The following is a 15,738-nucleotide window of genomic DNA, read 5'->3' on the forward strand; positions in this document are numbered from 1 at the left end:
GCGAAAGGCGCGCTGATCACCATGAACAACTCCGTTGCCGGCACCGTCCGTCTGCTCGGGGCGGGCCTGCGCGCCCTCCTCGTGCTGACCCTGGTGACCGGTGTCATCTATCCACTGGCGGTCACCGGCATCGCACAGGGGCTGTTTCACCACAGGGCGAACGGCTCCGAGATCAGGTCGGCCGGGAAGGTCGTCGGCTCCTCGCTGATCGGCCAACAGGGCTACAGCCTGCGGTACTTCCAGCCGCGCCCGGCGAACGGACTGGGTGAGAACTCGCTCAATACCCGGTACAAGCTGATCCTTTCCGGTGCCACGAACCTCTCGGCCGACAACCCCGATCTCGTCAAGGCCGTGCGGAAGGCCAGGGCGCAGGTCGTCAAGGACAACTCCGTCGCCGGCTACACGGTCAGGCCGTCGCAGGTCCCCGCCGACGCGGTCACGTCGTCCGGCTCGGGCCTGGACCCGGACATCTCGCCTCGGTACGCCGAGATCCAGGTGCACCGGGTCGCCGAGCGCAACGGACTGTCCCTCGCCCAGGTCAACCGGCTCGTCGAGGAGCACACGCAGGACCGCACCCTCGGCTTCATCGGCGATCCCCGCGTGAACGTCCTGGAACTCAACGTCGCGCTCAAGGCGCTGGTGGCCAAGGGGTGATGGCGTTACGCACATCGCGTAACGCCCACTGAGGCGCCGAAACATTCGGATAATTCGGCGAACCTTACGGAGGTCGGCACCCGAGAACCGTCGTCGGAGGTATCCACCCCGACTCGGCGTCTGTCGAGTCGGGGTGGTGTGCTGTCGGGCCTCCGCGAGATTTACCGTGCACAAGGGGTTGCCACGGTTTGGGAGCTGTCTCTAGGGTGCGGCAACAGCGCATCTTTCTGGATCTTCTCCGAAACTTTCGGTCCCAGCGGACGGTCGTAGACGCGCGCCGTCCCTACCCCAAGGAGCGCACAATGGGCGACCGGGCACTGTCCCGCCGCGGGTTCCTGGCGGCCTCCGCCGCGGCCGGTCTGGGCATGACGGCACTGAGCGGCTGCGGCGGCGATTCGGACGGGGGGTCGTCGGACGGGACGACCACGATCGAGTGGTGGAACATCTCCACCACCGAACCCACCAAGACCGTCTGGGCGGGCCTCGCCAAAAAGTTCGAGGCCCAGAACCCCAAGGTCAAGCTGAAGATCGTCCAGCTCGAGAACGACGCCTACAAGTCGAAGATGACGGCGCTCATCGCTTCGGGCAAGCTCCCGGACGTCTTCCACACCTGGGGCGGAGGCGTGCTCAAGCAGCAGGTCGACGCAGGGCTCGTGGAGGACCTCAGCGACAGCACCAAGCCCTGGTCGGACGGAATGCTGTCGGTCGCCAAGCAGCCGTACCTGATCGACAAGAAGCTCTACGGCATCCCGTTCGACATCGGCATGGTCGGCTTCTGGTACAACAAGGCGCTCTTCAAGCAGGCCGGCATCGACGCGCCCCCCACCACCTGGACGGGCTTCCTCGACGCCGTGAAGAAGCTGAAGTCCAAGGGCATCACCCCGCTCGCACTCGCGGGCAAGGAGAGCTGGACCGGCATGTACTACTGGGCGTACCTCGCGATGCGCACCGCCGGCATCGACGCCCTGGAGAAGGCCAACGAGAACAAGGACTTCACCGGCGACGGCTTCGTCCAGGCCGGACAGCACCTCAAGGACCTCGTCGACCTGCACCCGTTCCAGAAGGGCTTCCTCGGTGCCGCCTACTCCGCGCCCAACGGCCAGGCCGCCACGGTCGGCAACGGCAAGGCGGCGATGGAGCTGATGGGACAGTGGGCCCCCGTCGTCGAGGCGGACGCGGGCAAGGGCCTCGGCTCCAACCTCGGGTTCTTCCCCTTCCCCGCCGTCGACGGCGGGGAAGGCGCGATCACCGAGGTCTTCGGCGGTGGCGGCGGGCACGCCCTGCGCAGGGGCGCCCCCAAGGAGGCCGTCGACTTCCTGAAGTTCTTCGCCTCCGAGACCACCGACCTGCAACTGGTCAAGAAGACCAACACCCTGCCCGTCGTGCCCGGCGCCGAGAAGGCACTCGCCGACCCCAACACCAAGGCCGTACAAGCCCAGTTGAAGGGCGCCACCGGCTTCCAGCTCTACCTCGACCAGGCGTACGCCCCCGCCGTCGGCCAGGAGGTCAACGACAGCGTCGCCGCGCTCATCGCCGGGTCCAAGTCGCCTGAGCAGGTCGCGCAGTCGATCACCAAGGTCGCGAAGGAAGAGCAGTAGCCGGCGATGACCTCGACCTTCCTCCCGGACAAGCGGAGGGGCCCCGACATCGCCCTCCCGTCCCCGGCCGCGACATCGGCCCGGGGACGGGCGCGCCGGCGCCTGCTGAACTGGCTCACTGCGGTCGGCTTCCAGGTGCCCGCGCTGGTGCTGTTCATCGGGCTCGTGCTGCTGCCGATGCTGTTCGCGCTGTACGCAGCCTTCTTCCGCTGGGGCGGCTTCGGCATGCCCTCCGACTACATCGGCGGCGACAACTTCACCCACCTGTTCCAGGACCCCGTATTTCTGGGCGACTTGTGGCGCTGCCTGCTCCTGGTCGTGCTCTCGCTCGCCCTGCAACTGCCGTTCGCGCTGGCCATGGCCGTCGCCCTGAACCAGAAAATGCGCGGCCGGGCCATCTACCGGATGCTCTTCTTCGCGCCGTACGTCCTGTCCGAGGCCATCACCGGCGTGCTGTTCAGCATGATCTTCGCCCCGGACGACGGTCTCGCCGACCATGTCCTCGGCGCCATCGGCCTGGACGGGCTCGGCGGCGAGTGGTTCGCCGACCCCTCCTGGGTGATGGCGAGCCTCTTCCTCGTCATGACCTGGAAGTACTTCGGCTTCCACATGATGCTCTACCTGGCCGGACTCCAGTCCATCCCGGCCGAGTTGACGGAGGCGGCGCTGATCGACGGCGCGAACCCATGGCAGCGCTTCCGCAATGTGATCCTGCCGCTGCTCGCGCCCACGCTGCGCATCAGCGTGTTCCTCTCCGTCATCGGGGCGATCCAGCTCTTCGACCTGGTCTGGGTGATCACCCAGGGCGGACCCGACCACCACTCCGAGACGATGGCCGTGACCATGTTCCAGTACGGCTTCAAGCGCTACCAGGTCGGCTACGCCAGCGCGATCAGCGTGGTCATGTTCGGCATCTGTCTCGTCTTCGCCCTCGCATACCAGCGGTTCGTGCTCCGCCGCGACCTCGAAGGGGCCACCACGACGATGAGGGGGGACGGCAAGTGAAGACCGTACGCAACCTGCCGCTGCACGTGCTCCTCGTCGTGGTCGGCGCGGTGATGGTCGTACCCCTGCTGTACGCCGCCCTGTCCGGCTTCAAGTCGACCGACGAACTCTCCCGCAACGCCTTCGGGCTCCCCGAACACTGGCTGACCGGCAACTACACCGACATCCTCGGCTCGGGCGACTTCTGGCGGCTGCTCGGCAACAGCACGCTGATCGCGGTCGCGACGACCGTGCTCGTGGTCGCCGTCTCCGCGCTCGCGGCCTTCTCCTTCGCGCGGTTCGCCTTCCGCGGACGGGAGGTGCTGTTCACGCTCTTCACGATGGGGCTGATGTTCCCCTTCGCGGTGGCGGCCCTCCCGCTGTTCCTGCTGCTGCGCTACCTCGGTCTGCTGGACAACCCGCTCGGCGTGATCCTCCCGCAGGCGGCTTTCGGGCTGCCGATGACGATCATCATCCTGCGTGGCTTCTTCCGGCAGATCCCCGGCGAGCTGGAGGAGGCCGCCACCCTCGACGGCTGCACCGCCTTCGGGTTCTTCTGGCGGATCCTGCTGCCCATGGCACGGCCGGCGCTCGGCACGGTCTCGGTGCTGGCCGTCGTCACCAGCTGGAACAACTTCATGCTGCCGCTGCTGGTGTTCACCGACTCCAAGTGGTGGACGCTGCCGCTCGGCGTGGCCCAGTTCCAGGGCCAGTACTCGGCGCAGTACGCCCGAGTCTTCGCCTATCTCTTCCTGGCGATGGTCCCCGCCCTCGCCTTCTACTCGGTCGCCGAGCGCCAACTCGTCGGCGGCCTGGCCGCTGGTGCGACGAAGGGATGACCCGCACCGGCGGACGTACGGCCCCACACCACCCACCGTGAGGAGTCGCACCATGCGCAGGACCACCCGCCTGAGACTCGTCGGCGCACTGGCTGCCGCCCTGGTCACGGCCGGGCTCGCCACCGGGCCGGGCGCCCAGGCGAGCCCGCGGCAGCCGACGCTCGCGGAGCTCGCCCAGCGCCACGGCCGCTACTTCGGCAGCGCCACCGACAACCCCGAACTCACCGACACCGCCTACACGGCCCTGCTCAGCCGCGAGTTCGACATGATCACGCCCGGCAACGGCATGAAGTGGTACGCCACCGAGCCCCAGCAGGGCGTCTTCGACTGGACCAACGGCGACCAGATCGTGAACCTGGCGCGCAAGCACCACCAGCGGGTGCGCGCCCACACCCTGGTCTGGCACAGCCAGCTGCCCGACTGGCTCACCGGCCGCGAGTGGACGGCCGACGAGCTGAGGGCCGTACTGAAGAGGCACATCCAGACCGAGGTACGGCACTACCGCGGCAAGGTCTACTCCTGGGACGTCGTCAACGAGGCGTTCAACGAGGACGGCACCTACCGCGACACGCTCTGGTACCGGACGCTCGGCCCCGGCTACATCGCCGATGCCCTGCGCTGGTCCCACCAGGCCGACCCGCACGCCAAGCTCTATCTCAACGACTACAACATCGAGGCCGTCGGCCCGAAGTCGGACGCCTACTACCAGCTGGTCAAGGACCTCAGGGCACGGCACGTCCCGCTCGACGGCATCGGCCTGCAGGCTCACCTGGCCCTGCAGTACGGCTATCCGGCGACCGTGGAGGACAACCTCCGCCGCTTCTCCCGGCTGGGCCTCGACACCGCGCTCACCGAGGTCGACGTACGGATGCTGCTGCCGGCCACCGAGGAGAAGCTGGCCCAGCAGGCGGACTGGTACCGGGACCTGACGTCGGCCTGTCTCGCCGTGCGGCGCTGCGTGGGGATCACTGTGTGGGACTACACCGACAAGTACTCGTGGATCCCGGCGGTCTTCCCCGGTGAGGGCGCCGCGCTGCCCTGGGACGAGCAACTGCGGCCCAAGCCCGCCTGCTTCGCGATCAGAAAGGCGCTGGCCGGCAAGTAAGGGCGCCGGGTTCCGAGACGCCCCGGCGGTGCAGTGGGGAGCGCCGCCGGGGTCCGGCACCCCCGGGCAGGGCGCCGGGGGTGCACGGCGATGACCGCACCACGCACGGGGAACTACACGCAGTGACGGGCTCCGGACATGCGCCGGGGCCGACTCGCAGCAAGTGCTGCGAGCGGCCCCTCGAATCTCCGGGCGGCGGTGTGCGCCGCCCGGCCGCGCTCAGGCGGCCGTCATCACCTGGCTCGCACCCGGCGGGCGGTGCGGCGCGATGATCTGGCCGTCGGGCAGGAGCTCACCGGTGTCCTCGAAGAGCAGAACTCCGTTGCACAGCAGGCTCCATCCCTGTTCCGGGTGGTGCGCCACGAGGCGCGCGGATTCCCGGTCGGCGGAGTCGGCTGTCGGACACGGCGGCTGGTGCTGGCACATTGATGGGATCTTTCGCTCTGTCGTGGTGTGTGAGATGGCTGTGTTGTCTGTCCTGCGGCTTGAAGCTCCGTTCATGGCCGCCCCCCGTAGTGATAATTCGGTCCAGACCCAGTGTTGCCCCACGGGCGTCGATCCGCAGGGATTTTGCAGCACCGCTTCTCACAGGTTGATGACGCATCACCCGCGCGGACGGTTCATTCCAACTGCACTGTCAGTTCGGGTGGTTCCGGGGGGCCGGATAGGGCTAGTCCCTACTGGTCAGAGAGCTTTTCCGGCTCGTACGAGCAACTATTGGCTCGTACGAGCACAATGCGGAGCGGAAAAGCGACGTACCCCGCCTCGGGGAATTCCGGGGCGGGGTACGAAGGGTGGTGCGGGAGCCTTGTTCAGGCGGGGGAGCCCAGCAGCGGGGCGGGAGTCACCCGATGGGTGAGGACCGGGAGCAGTTCGGCGACGCGGTGCGGTCGGTGGGGCGCGATGCCGGGCGGGGCCGGCGCCAGCGGGACGAGCAGGTCCGTGGCGGCGGGGTGGCCGCTCGCGGCGTCCTCGGTGCAGTCGCCGTGCAGCCACAGGGTGAGCATGTAGAGGCTGGGCATCGAGAGCAGACGCGGCTGGTACGACTGGCTCATCGTCTCGGCCTGGCGCAGCGCGCGCTCGGTGGAGGCGATGTAGGGGCCCTCGAAGAAGCGGGAGAAGGCCCAGCCGTCGGGGGTCAGCATGGTGTCGGCCGCGGCCACCGCGCGCTCGCCGCAGCGGATCAGGAAGCGCCACCCGGCCAGTCGGGTGGACGATGCGCCCGCGGGCGTGAACCGGTCCAGGATGTGCACGGGCAGCGGGAGTTCGGGTGTCAGCGGGCCCTGGGCGTGGAGCAGGGAGGGCGTTCGCGCCTCGCGTACCGCGGTGGGTGAACCAAGGGCGGTGAGGACGGAGCGCAGGGCAGGCGCGGGAGCCGGGGGGACATGCAGCGGCATGGTGGGTCGCCTCTCATTCGACAGGCACGATGGCGCGAGGGCGGGGCGGGGGCGGACGGCACTGTCAGCTCACGTGGGGACAGAGGGGCGGGGGCCGGGGCCCGGGAACGAGGAGTGTGGGTGAGGCCTGCCGCACGTCACCTCGACGGCCGGTTCCTTGACCGCGGATGCCGGCCCTCTGTCTTGTTCGCGGAGTTTATACGACATGTGTTCAGACGGTGTTTCGTCTAGCCGTTTCCGGTGTACTCGGCAAGGGCGTATACGGTCGGCGATACGTGGGAATCATCCCGATTCCGCTCCGGTGCCGCGGCGGTGACCTCGGGAAATAGCCGGGAAGCGGTCGGCCAATTCTCGTCGGCGTTTTTCACGAGGTTGTCGCCTGCCGGAAACAGCGCCAGTCACTGCGCCGGAAACTGCGACATGTCCATGCCTGGTGAATGTGCCCCGGGTCACATCCGTCAGAGTAGCGGTCGGCAGGCCCGCGTGGGGACGTTATCGATCGCCAGGGCTGGGCATCCTCTTCCGTGACCCGAAGCCGGCGGCCGGATCCTGGAGCCGCAGATTCTAGGAGGGACGCTTCGATGGGGGAGAAGGTCGTGGCAGGGCAGTTCGACCTGTCCGATCGGCAGCTCTACCGCGACAAGCTCCGCAGCTGCCTGACGGGACTGGAGCGACTTCTGGACCAGAAACGGTTCGACCGCCCGAAGAACCTCATGGGCGTGGAGATCGAACTGAATCTGGCCGGTGGCGACGGCATGCCGAAAATGCTCAATGCGCAAGTCCTCGAACGGATCGCGAGCCGCGATTTCCAAACAGAACTCGCCATGTTCAATCTGGAAGTGAACATAGCCCCACATCATTTGGGCGGTCGGGTATTCGACCGGCTCGCGGAAGAACTGCGGACGTCACTGGCATATGCCGACCGAAAAGCGGGCGAGGTCGATGCGGGAATCGTGATGATCGGCATTCTGCCGACGCTCGACCGGGACGACCTGATCTCCTCCAACCTCTCCGACGTCGACCGCTACGCCCTGCTCAACGAACAGATCGTGGCCGCCCGCGGCGAGGACTTCGTACTCGACATCGACGGGGTCGAGCGCCTGACCTGCACCTCCAAATCCATCGCGCCGGAAGCCGCCTGCACCTCCGTGCAACTGCACTTGCAGGTCACCCCGGGCCGGTTCGCCGACGTCTGGAACGCCGCGCAGGCCGTCGCCGCGGCCCAGATCGCCGTCGGCGCCAACTCGCCGTTCCTGTTCGGGCGTGAGCTGTGGCGCGAGTCCCGGCCCCCGCTGTTCCTGCAGTCCACCGACACCCGTCCGCCCGAGCTGCAGGCCCAGGGGGTGCGCCCCCGCACCTGGTTCGGGGAGCGGTGGATCTCCTCGGCGTACGACCTCTTCGAGGAGAACCTGCGGTACTTTCCCGCGCTGCTGCCGATCTGCGACGAGGAGGACCCGCTGGAGGTCCTCGACGCCGGCGGCGTCCCCAAACTCGCCGAACTCGTCCTGCACAACGGCACCGTGTACCGCTGGAACCGCCCGGTCTACGGCATCGCCGACGGCGTCCCGCACCTGCGCGTGGAGAACCGGGTCCTGCCCGCGGGACCCACCATCACCGACGTCATCGCGAACGCCGCCTTCTACTACGGCGTCGTCCGCGCTCTCGCCGAGGAGTCGCGGCCGGTGTGGACCCGGCTGCCCTTCGAGGCGGCCGAGGCCAACTTCGACGCCGCCTGCAAGCACGGGATCGAGGCCCGCCTCGAGTGGCCACGGCGCGGCCGGTACGGCGGCACCGCACAGATCGACGCGGTGACCCTCGTGCGCGACGAACTCCTCCCCCTCGCCGAGGCGGGCCTCGCCGCATGGGGCATCGAACGCGCCGACCGCGACCTGTACCTCGGCGTCATCGACGAACGCTGCCGCCGCCGCGCCAACGGCGCCACCTGGCAGGCCGCCACCTTCCACCGCGCCCTGGAAGCAGGCCTGCCCCGCGACGCCGCCCTCGCAGCCACAACCCGCACCTACCGCCGCCTGATGCACCTGGGCGACCCGGTGCACACCTGGCCGGTGGCGATGCCGGAGCCGGTGCCTACGGGCTGAACTACGGCACCGGGCGCCGAAGGGCCTGGTCGGGCAGCGCCGGGGTCTGCCGTGGGGTCAGGCCGGCTGCCGGGGGGCGCGTGCCGCTCGGGTTGGGCGGAGGTGGGTCGGTGCCGATCGGGGTGCGCGACGCTGTGGTGCGGTGGCGGCTGGCCTGAGCGTGGCTGCGGTCCGGTGGGGGCTGGCCTGAGCGCCGTGAGCGGTGCCGATCGGGCTGGGCGGCCGTGGCCGGTGCCGACCGGGTTGAGCGGCGTAGACCGGTCCTCGCGGCCCAGCGGCCGTACCTCGAGGTCGGCCGCCGGGGATGTCGCGTGCCGACCGGTTTGAGCGGTGGGTGCCGATCAGGCCGGGCGGCCGTGAGCCGGTGCCCGCGGCCCGAGCGGCCCTGCCCCGCGCCGGGGCGCAGACCTAGCTGTCGCCCTGGGAACCCGCCGCCACGATCGCCTTCAGGATCACCGACTGGATCTGGGCGGGGTTGCTGACCGACTGGCCCGAGCCGCCGGTGGCTCGGGCGATTTGGTCGGCCTCCTCGCGGTCGGCGTCGGGGCCTACGGCGATCATGATGAGGGGTACCGGGCGCTCGGGGTCGGTGAGTTTCCGGAGCTGGGTGATGAGGTCGTCGCGGGAGATGCTGCCCGGGTCCTGGTTGACGCCGTCGGTCAGGATCACCAGGGCGTTGAACTTCCCCTTGGCGTAGGACGAGACAGCCGCCTTGTACGCGGCGAGCGTGGTGTCGTAGAGCCCGGTGGCCCCGTTCGGGAGCGGCTTGAGGGAGCCGAAGGCCGCCGAGAGGCGGTCGCGTTGGGTGCCGCCGCCCTTCTGGTCGCCGAGCCGCTCGGTCGGCACCAGGATGCGGTAGTCCTTGTCGCCGTCCAGCTTCGTGGAGAACTTCCACAGGCCGATCTCGTCCTCGGGCGTGAACGTGGCGAGGGCCTGCAGCAGTGCCCCCTTGGTGACGTCCATGCGCGACTGGCCGGTGCCCGGCACGGTCTCCGACATCGACGAGGAGGCGTCCACGACCGTGGTGATCCGGGCGCTCTGCACGGTGATCGTCCAGGTGCCGAGGGCCTCCTGGAGCGCCGCGGTCGCGGCCGGCTTCAGCGCGGGCTCCTCGTACGGCTGAGGGCTGCTGCCGCCCGCCTCCGTGACCACCGTCTGCGGCGTGTCGTCGTCGGAGGTTCGGAAGCCGTACTTCTGCAGGAGCCGCAGCTGCTCCGGCTGGCGCAGATAGTTCATGAACCGCAGCGCGGCCCGGCTCTGGTCGGTGCTCAGCTCGCCGATCATCGCGTACGGATAGTCCAGCCGGGGCGAGCCGTCCTTCGGGTAGAACATGTCCAGACCGGAGGCGCTGTCGGCCGAGGAGTTGTACGTGTACGCCGCCTGCTCGGAGAGGATCAGCGCCTGGTTCCGCTTCGGATTGCCCAGTTCGGTGCCCGAGGAGTCGCGCGGCAAAGTGTCCACGACCTGGCTGTCGCTGTCCGAGGTGCGCTGCGACAGCGTCTTCATCATGGCCACGGCCTGGGTGTCACCGCCCTTGACCTTGGTGGCGGCCGTGCTGAGCTGGGTGAGGGCGAGCAGCCCGGTGGCGCTGCGCGCGGGGTCGCCCGCGCCGAGCCTGACCGAGTCGCTCTGCATGGCGGCACCGACCAACTCCAGCCAGCTGTACGTCTTCTGCGGCCAGCCCAGGGACTTCGCGGCCGTCGGCACCATCGCCACGCCGATCGGCGTCGAGGCGATCGTCCCCGCCGGGGTCACGTCGACAGCGCTGTTGTTCGCCGTGATCCGGTCGACCCACAGGTCCGAGTCCGGCACCCACAGCTGAGCGTCGACCTTCCGGCCCGCGGCGAGCGCGTCCGCGACCTTGTAGGCGTCCCGCGCGGTCACCGTGACCGCGAGACACCGGCCGTCCGAGGTGATCTTGTCGCCGCGGGCCCGCCGCGCCGCGGCCGTGAGGGCGGGGGTGATGTCCGGCGCGGCGTCCAGCCGAAGGCGCACCGGGTTGTCCTGGCACGAGGAACCGAACGACAGCAGCCCGCTTCTGGCGGCTGCCGCGGTGCCGCCCGCGACGGTGAGGACGAGCACCGTCGCGATGGCCACCGTGCGGCGGCGCGCGCGTGGACGGGGGTCGCTGCGGCCCGCCCCATACTGATCGGGCAAGCTGTGACGTCCCATGACGGTGGTGCCCCTCCCTGTTGAACCTCGCGGCGGATTTCGGCCGTATGGCAGACAAGGGGGAGGTACGCCCCGTACGGCGCCCGTCCCCCCAGACGGCCTGTCGCGCACGATCTTCGTAACTTCTTTCGAGACCCTAGCGGTGCGACGGTGGGGATGAGGCTGGATTACTCAACTGGAGGCAGGTGTGCAGGCAGAGGCGGGCCCGGTGGCTGATTCCGTTCCGCCGGAGCGGCCCTCGCGACGGATCTTCCGTGACGAGACGTTGCTCGTTCTGGGGCTTTCGCTCGGTGCGAGTGGCGTGTCCGCCCTGATCAGCTTTGTCGGATCGGTCACCAAACCGGGGGGTCTGAAGGACCAGGCGGCGACCCTCAACGCGTCGGCCGCCCCGGGCCGCCCCTGGCTCGATCTCGCCTGGCAACTGTTCGGGATCGCGAGCGCTCTGGTGCCGGTCGTCCTCGTCGCGCATCTGCTGCTGCGCGAGGGCGAGAGCATGCGCACGATCGGCTTCGACCGCACCCGGCCCTGGCCCGACCTCGGCCGCGGCGCGGTGATCGCGGCGGTGATCGGCAGCACCGGGATCGCCTTCTACCTGGCGGCGCGCGGGCTCGGCTTCAACCTCACGGTGGTTCCGGAGGCGCTGCCCGACGTGTGGTGGAAGTACCCGGTGCTGGTGCTGTCGGCGATGCAGAACGCGATCCTCGAAGAGGTCGTCGTGGTCGGCTATCTGCTGCGCCGGCTCGGGCAGTTGGGCTGGACGCCGGGCGCCGCCCTGGTGGCCAGTGCCGTACTGCGCGGCTCGTACCACCTCTACCAGGGCATCGGCGGCTTCCTCGGCAACATGGTGATGGGCGTGGTGTTCGTCTACCTGTACCGCCGCTGGGGGCGGGTGGGCCCCCTGGTGGTGGCGCACTCCCTGCTCGACATCGGGGCGTTCGTGGGATACGCGCTGCTGGCCGGGAAGGTGGGCTGGCTGCCGACGGCCTGACGTCCCGCTAGACCAGCAGCTCGCCCTCGATCGTGGTGACCGCGCGACCGCTCAGCAGGGTGCGGTCGCCGCGCAGTTCGGTGCGGACCCGGCCGGAGCGGGGCGAGGCCTGCAGTCCGGTCAGGACGGCGCTGCCGAGGCGCTCGGACCAGAAGGGGGCGAGCGCCGTGTGGGCGCTGCCGGTGACCGGGTCCTCGTCGATGCCGACGTTCGGGAAGAAGCAGCGGGAGACGAAGTCGTAGCCGCGCGAGGGGTCCTCGGCGCGAGCGGTGGCGATGATGCCGCGCTCGGAGTAGCGGCCGAGCGCCCTGAGGTCCGGAGTGAGGGCGCGCACCGTCTTCTCGTCGGCGAGCTCCACCACCAGGTCGCCCACGTTGGGCCCGGTGTCGCAGGCGGCGCGCGGGACGGCCCCCAGCGCTTCGGCGACCCCGGCCGGGACCTCGACCGGTGTGAGCGGCGCGGTCGGGAAGTCCATCGTGATCGAACCGTCCTCGCCCGGCGTCGCCACCAGCACGCCGCTGCGGGTGGCGAAGCGCACGGCGCCCTCGTGGGCCCCGGTGGTGTGCAGCACGTGCGCTGTCGCCAGCGTGGCGTGCCCGCACATGTTCACCTCGGTCTCCGGGGTGAACCACCGCAGCGCCCAGTCGGCCTCGCCGCCCCCGTCCAGCCGGTGCGCGAACGCCGTCTCGGCGTGATTGACCTCCAGTGCGATCCGCTGCAGCCGCTCGTCGGCCGGGAACGAGTCGAGCAGCAGCACCCCGGCGGGGTTGCCGGTGAAGGGGCGGTCGGTGAAGGCGTCGACGATTCGAATACGCATGACCCGACGCTAGGACGGCACGGAGCGCGACCGCCAATGCCAATCCGGGAATCGCGGCCTGAATTCGGGGACGCGGGCCTGAAATCGGGGACGCCGGCCTGAATTCGGGCGCCGTGGTCTCGGCGCGGACGGGCACCGGCTGACAGGCTGTACAGAAAGGCGTTGGCAGTTCAGCACCGTCCCTGGAGGCCGTCATGTCCCAGCCGTCCGTGCTCGCCGCTCTGCTGTCCGGGTTGCGGGGTGGGTCGATCGAAGTGGTCGACCTGACGTCGCCGCTGTCGGCGTCCACACCGGTGATCCAGTTGCCGCCGCAGTTCGGGCAGACCCAGGTCTTCGAGCTGGAGGAGATCAGCCGGTACGACGACCGGGGTCCGGCCTGGTACTGGAACAACTTCCGCAGCGGTGAGCACACCGGCACCCACTTCGACGCGCCGGTGCACTGGGTCACCGGCAAGGACCTCACGGACGTCGCGTCGGTGCCGGCGAGCCGGCTGATCGGGCCGGCGGCCGTCCTGGACTTCTCCGCGGCGGCCGCGAAGGACCCCGACTTCCTGGTCGAGGTGGACCACATCAAGGCCTGGGAGGCCGACAACGGGCCGCTGCCGGAAGGGGGTTGGCTGATGCTGCGCACCGGCTGGGACGCCCGCTCGCAGTCGCAGGAGGAGTTCCTCAACGCGGACGAGAACGGTCCGCACACCCCCGGCCTGTCACCGGAGTGCGCCCGGTGGGTGGCCGAGGAGGCGCCGGTGATCGGCCTCGGCGTGGAGACCGTGGGCACAGACGCCGGTCGCGCACCCTCCTTCGACCCGCCCTTCCCCTGCCACTCCCACCTCCTGGGCAGCGACAAGTACGGGCTCACGCAGCTGCAGAACCTCGGCTCCCTGCCCCCGACCGGCGCGCTCGTCGTCGCCGGGCCACTGCCCATCGTCTCGGGCTCCGGCGCCCCCGCGCGCGTACTCGCCCTGGTGGAGCGGTCGTGAGGGTCGCCGAAGCCGTCGGACGGGCCCTGACCGCCTCCGGGATCGACCATGTCTTCGGCGTGGTCGGCTCCGGCAACTTCCATCTGACCAACGCCATGGTCGCGGCGGGCGCACGGTACGTCGCCGCACGGCACGAGGGCGGTGCGGCGACGATGGCGGACGCCTACGTCCGCACGAGCGGCGCACCGGCCGCGCTCAGCGTCCACCAGGGCCCCGGTCTGACCAACGCCCTGACCGGTATCACCGAGGCGGCCAAGAGCCGTACGCCGCTGCTGGTGCTGGCCGCCGAGGCGACGCAGCCGCGGTCCAACTTCCGTATCGACCAGGCAGTCGCGGCGCACGCCGTGGGTGCCGTCACCGCCCGCCTGACGACCGCGCACGACGCGGTCGAACAGGCCCTGGCCGCGCTGCGCCGGGCACGCCACGAACGGCGCACCGTGGTCCTCAACCTCCCCCTGGAGGTGCAGGCCCTCGACGTGCCCGAAGGCGTGTCCGTCTCGGGCGAGCCGATGCCCGCGCCCCGGCCCGTCGAGCCGTCGCGGACGGCCGTCGACGACCTGGTCCGTACGCTCGAAGCAGCCCGGCGCCCCGTCTTCGTGGCGGGCCGCGGCGCCCGCACCCCCGCCGGCCGCGACGCCCTCACGGCACTCGCCGACCGGCACGGCGCCCTGCTCGCGACCTCGGCCGTCGCCCGCGGTCTGTTCCAGGGCAACCCCTGGTCGCTGGACGTGTCCGGCGGCTTCGCGGCGCCGCTGGTGGCCGAACTGATGCAGGGCGCCGACCTGGTCGTCGGCTGGGGCTGCGCGCTGAACATGTGGACCATGCGCCACGGCCGGCTGATCGGCGCCGGCGCGAAGGTCGTCCAGGTCGACGACGACCCCGAGGCCCTCGGCGCCCACCGGGAGATCGGCCTCGGCGTCACCGGCGACGTGGAACACACGGCACGGCGCGCCCTGGAGGCGGGCGGCGCGGGCCGCGAGGGGTACCGGACGCCCGAGGTCGCCGCCGCCCTCGCCACGCGGGCGCGGTGGCGCGACGTACCGTACGAGGACGAGTCCACCCGCGAGCGCATCGACCCGCGCACGCTCAGCATCGGGCTCGACGACATCCTCCCCGCGGAGCGGATCGTCGGCGTGGACTCCGGCAACTTCATGGGCTACCCGAGCGCATACCTGTCGGTGCCGGACCACAACGGCTTCTGCTTCACCCAGGCCTTCCAGTCGATCGGCCTCGGCCTTGCCACCACGATCGGCGCGGCCCTGGCGCAGCCGGACCGCCTGCCCGTGGCCGCGCTGGGCGACGGCGGCGCGCTGATGAGCGCCGTGGAACTCGACACCGTGCGCCGCCTCGGCCTGCCGATGGTGGTCGTCGTCTACAACGACGAGGCCTACGGAGCCGAGGTCCACCACTTCGGCCCCGACGGCCATCCGCTCGACACGGTCACCTTCCCCGAGACGGACATCGCCGCCGTGGCCCGCGGCTACGGCTTCGAGGCAGTGACCGTGCGTACGGCCGCCGACCTCAAGGCCGTACGCGACTGGGTCGAGGGACCGCGCTCGGCACCCCTGCTCATCGACGCCAAGGTGACCCGCGACCACGGGGCCTGGTGGCTGGAGGAGGCGTTCCGCGGCCACTGAGAGGCGTTGCCGCCTGCGGGCCCGGCCCTGACGTGGGGCCGGGCCCTCACGCCCTGGCGGCGGCGACTCCTGAGGCGTCCATGTAGTCACGGGCTCGCGTGATCAGTCCGTCGCGGACGTGCAGTATCAGCAGACCGGGGACGGTGAACGTGGTGGCCTCGGCCGGCAGCGTCCCCACCACCACATGCTCGGCGACGATCAGTCCCGGATCGACGGTCTCGTAGGCCGCGACCCTCCTGACCTCCTGCACCTCGGCGGGACTGGCGCCCCAGGCCGCCCGGTATCCGGCGCGCACGGCCTCACGACCTTCGAAACACGAGGGGAACCCGGGCGAGGTGAACGGGAACTCGTGCACCGCATCGACGGCGTAGAGATCGGCGAGATCGTCCGGGGACTTGTCGAGCATGGCTTGGTAGTAGCAGGTCAGCACCTCGTGAGGGGTGCGGGTCCTAGGTGCATCCAGATGTG

General features: G+C 70.1%; 14 protein-coding genes. 9 read left to right on the top strand and 5 right to left on the bottom strand.

All coding sequences use genetic code 11. The annotated features are described in order from the left end of the window. Positions 1 to 21 precede the first annotated feature (21 nt). The 5 genes from JYK17_RS17860 (at position 22) to JYK17_RS17880 (ending at position 5,180) form a co-directional block, all read left to right on the top strand. Positions 22 to 654 carry a potassium-transporting ATPase subunit C gene (locus JYK17_RS17860; protein ID WP_222810777.1) on the top strand — a complete coding sequence of 211 codons (633 nt, stop codon included), beginning with the start codon at positions 22 to 24 and terminating at the stop codon, positions 652 to 654. 302 nt (positions 655 to 956) lie between these two features. Then, complete coding sequence (locus tag JYK17_RS17865; protein ID WP_222810778.1) at positions 957 to 2,252, top strand: extracellular solute-binding protein; 1,296 nt, start codon at positions 957 to 959, stop codon at positions 2,250 to 2,252. A 6-nt stretch (positions 2,253 to 2,258) separates the two neighbouring features. After that, positions 2,259 to 3,257 (top strand): carbohydrate ABC transporter permease, encoded by a 999-nt coding sequence (locus JYK17_RS17870; protein WP_108010077.1) that lies wholly within the window; start codon positions 2,259 to 2,261, stop codon positions 3,255 to 3,257. Positions 3,258 to 3,310: 53 nt separating this feature from the next. Continuing rightward, positions 3,311 to 4,075, top strand: a complete 765-nt coding sequence (locus JYK17_RS17875) for a carbohydrate ABC transporter permease (RefSeq protein WP_234548439.1) — start codon at positions 3,311 to 3,313, stop codon at positions 4,073 to 4,075. A 52-nt stretch (positions 4,076 to 4,127) separates the two neighbouring features. Then, positions 4,128 to 5,180, top strand: coding sequence for an endo-1,4-beta-xylanase (locus JYK17_RS17880; protein WP_108010073.1), 1,053 nt, complete (start codon positions 4,128 to 4,130; stop codon positions 5,178 to 5,180). Between the two features lie 219 nt (positions 5,181 to 5,399). Here the strand turns inward: JYK17_RS17880 and JYK17_RS17885 are convergent, their stop codons facing one another. Continuing rightward, positions 5,400 to 5,606 carry a DUF5999 family protein gene (locus JYK17_RS17885; protein WP_108010071.1) on the bottom strand — a complete coding sequence of 69 codons (207 nt, stop codon included), beginning with the start codon at positions 5,604 to 5,606 and terminating at the stop codon, positions 5,400 to 5,402. A gap of 386 nt (positions 5,607 to 5,992) precedes the next feature. Next, positions 5,993 to 6,577: a hypothetical protein gene (locus JYK17_RS17890; protein WP_222810779.1), complete on the bottom strand. Its 585-nt coding sequence runs from the start codon at positions 6,575 to 6,577 to the stop codon at positions 5,993 to 5,995. Between the two features lie 581 nt (positions 6,578 to 7,158). On the opposite strand from JYK17_RS17890, the gene JYK17_RS17895 reads away from it, so the two are divergent. Then, positions 7,159 to 8,676, top strand: a complete 1,518-nt coding sequence (locus JYK17_RS17895; RefSeq protein WP_222810780.1) for a glutamate-cysteine ligase family protein — start codon at positions 7,159 to 7,161, stop codon at positions 8,674 to 8,676. 408 nt (positions 8,677 to 9,084) lie between these two features. Here JYK17_RS17895 and JYK17_RS17900 read toward each other — a convergent pair whose 3' ends face one another. Beyond that, positions 9,085 to 10,848 carry a substrate-binding and VWA domain-containing protein gene (locus tag JYK17_RS17900; protein ID WP_128803644.1) on the bottom strand — a complete coding sequence of 588 codons (1,764 nt, stop codon included), beginning with the start codon at positions 10,846 to 10,848 and terminating at the stop codon, positions 9,085 to 9,087. A gap of 187 nt (positions 10,849 to 11,035) precedes the next feature. Between JYK17_RS17900 and JYK17_RS17905 the strand changes: the two genes are divergently transcribed. After that, the gene (locus JYK17_RS17905; RefSeq protein ID WP_128803645.1) at positions 11,036 to 11,836 is read left to right on the top strand and encodes a CPBP family intramembrane glutamic endopeptidase; all 801 of its coding nucleotides are present in this window, start codon (positions 11,036 to 11,038) and stop codon (positions 11,834 to 11,836) included. Positions 11,837 to 11,843: 7 nt separating this feature from the next. Here the strand turns inward: JYK17_RS17905 and JYK17_RS17910 are convergent, their stop codons facing one another. After that, positions 11,844 to 12,653, bottom strand: a complete 810-nt coding sequence (locus tag JYK17_RS17910; RefSeq protein WP_222810781.1) for a PhzF family phenazine biosynthesis protein — start codon at positions 12,651 to 12,653, stop codon at positions 11,844 to 11,846. Positions 12,654 to 12,847: 194 nt separating this feature from the next. Here JYK17_RS17910 and JYK17_RS17915 point away from each other — a divergent pair, with 194 nt between their 5' ends. Continuing rightward, the gene (locus JYK17_RS17915) at positions 12,848 to 13,633 is read left to right on the top strand and encodes a cyclase family protein (protein WP_108010059.1); all 786 of its coding nucleotides are present in this window, start codon (positions 12,848 to 12,850) and stop codon (positions 13,631 to 13,633) included. Further along, positions 13,630 to 15,270 (top strand): thiamine pyrophosphate-binding protein, encoded by a 1,641-nt coding sequence (locus JYK17_RS17920; protein ID WP_128803648.1) that lies wholly within the window; start codon positions 13,630 to 13,632, stop codon positions 15,268 to 15,270. Before JYK17_RS17915 ends, JYK17_RS17920 begins: the two co-directional genes overlap by 4 nt. A gap of 46 nt (positions 15,271 to 15,316) precedes the next feature. Here JYK17_RS17920 and JYK17_RS17925 read toward each other — a convergent pair whose 3' ends face one another. Further along, positions 15,317 to 15,676, bottom strand: coding sequence for a nuclear transport factor 2 family protein (locus JYK17_RS17925; protein ID WP_261995873.1), 360 nt, complete (start codon positions 15,674 to 15,676; stop codon positions 15,317 to 15,319). Positions 15,677 to 15,738: the final 62 nt, after the last annotated feature.

It is taken from the genome of Streptomyces plumbidurans (genome assembly GCF_019857225.1).
Lineage (GTDB): Bacteria > Actinomycetota > Actinomycetes > Streptomycetales > Streptomycetaceae > Streptomyces > Streptomyces plumbidurans.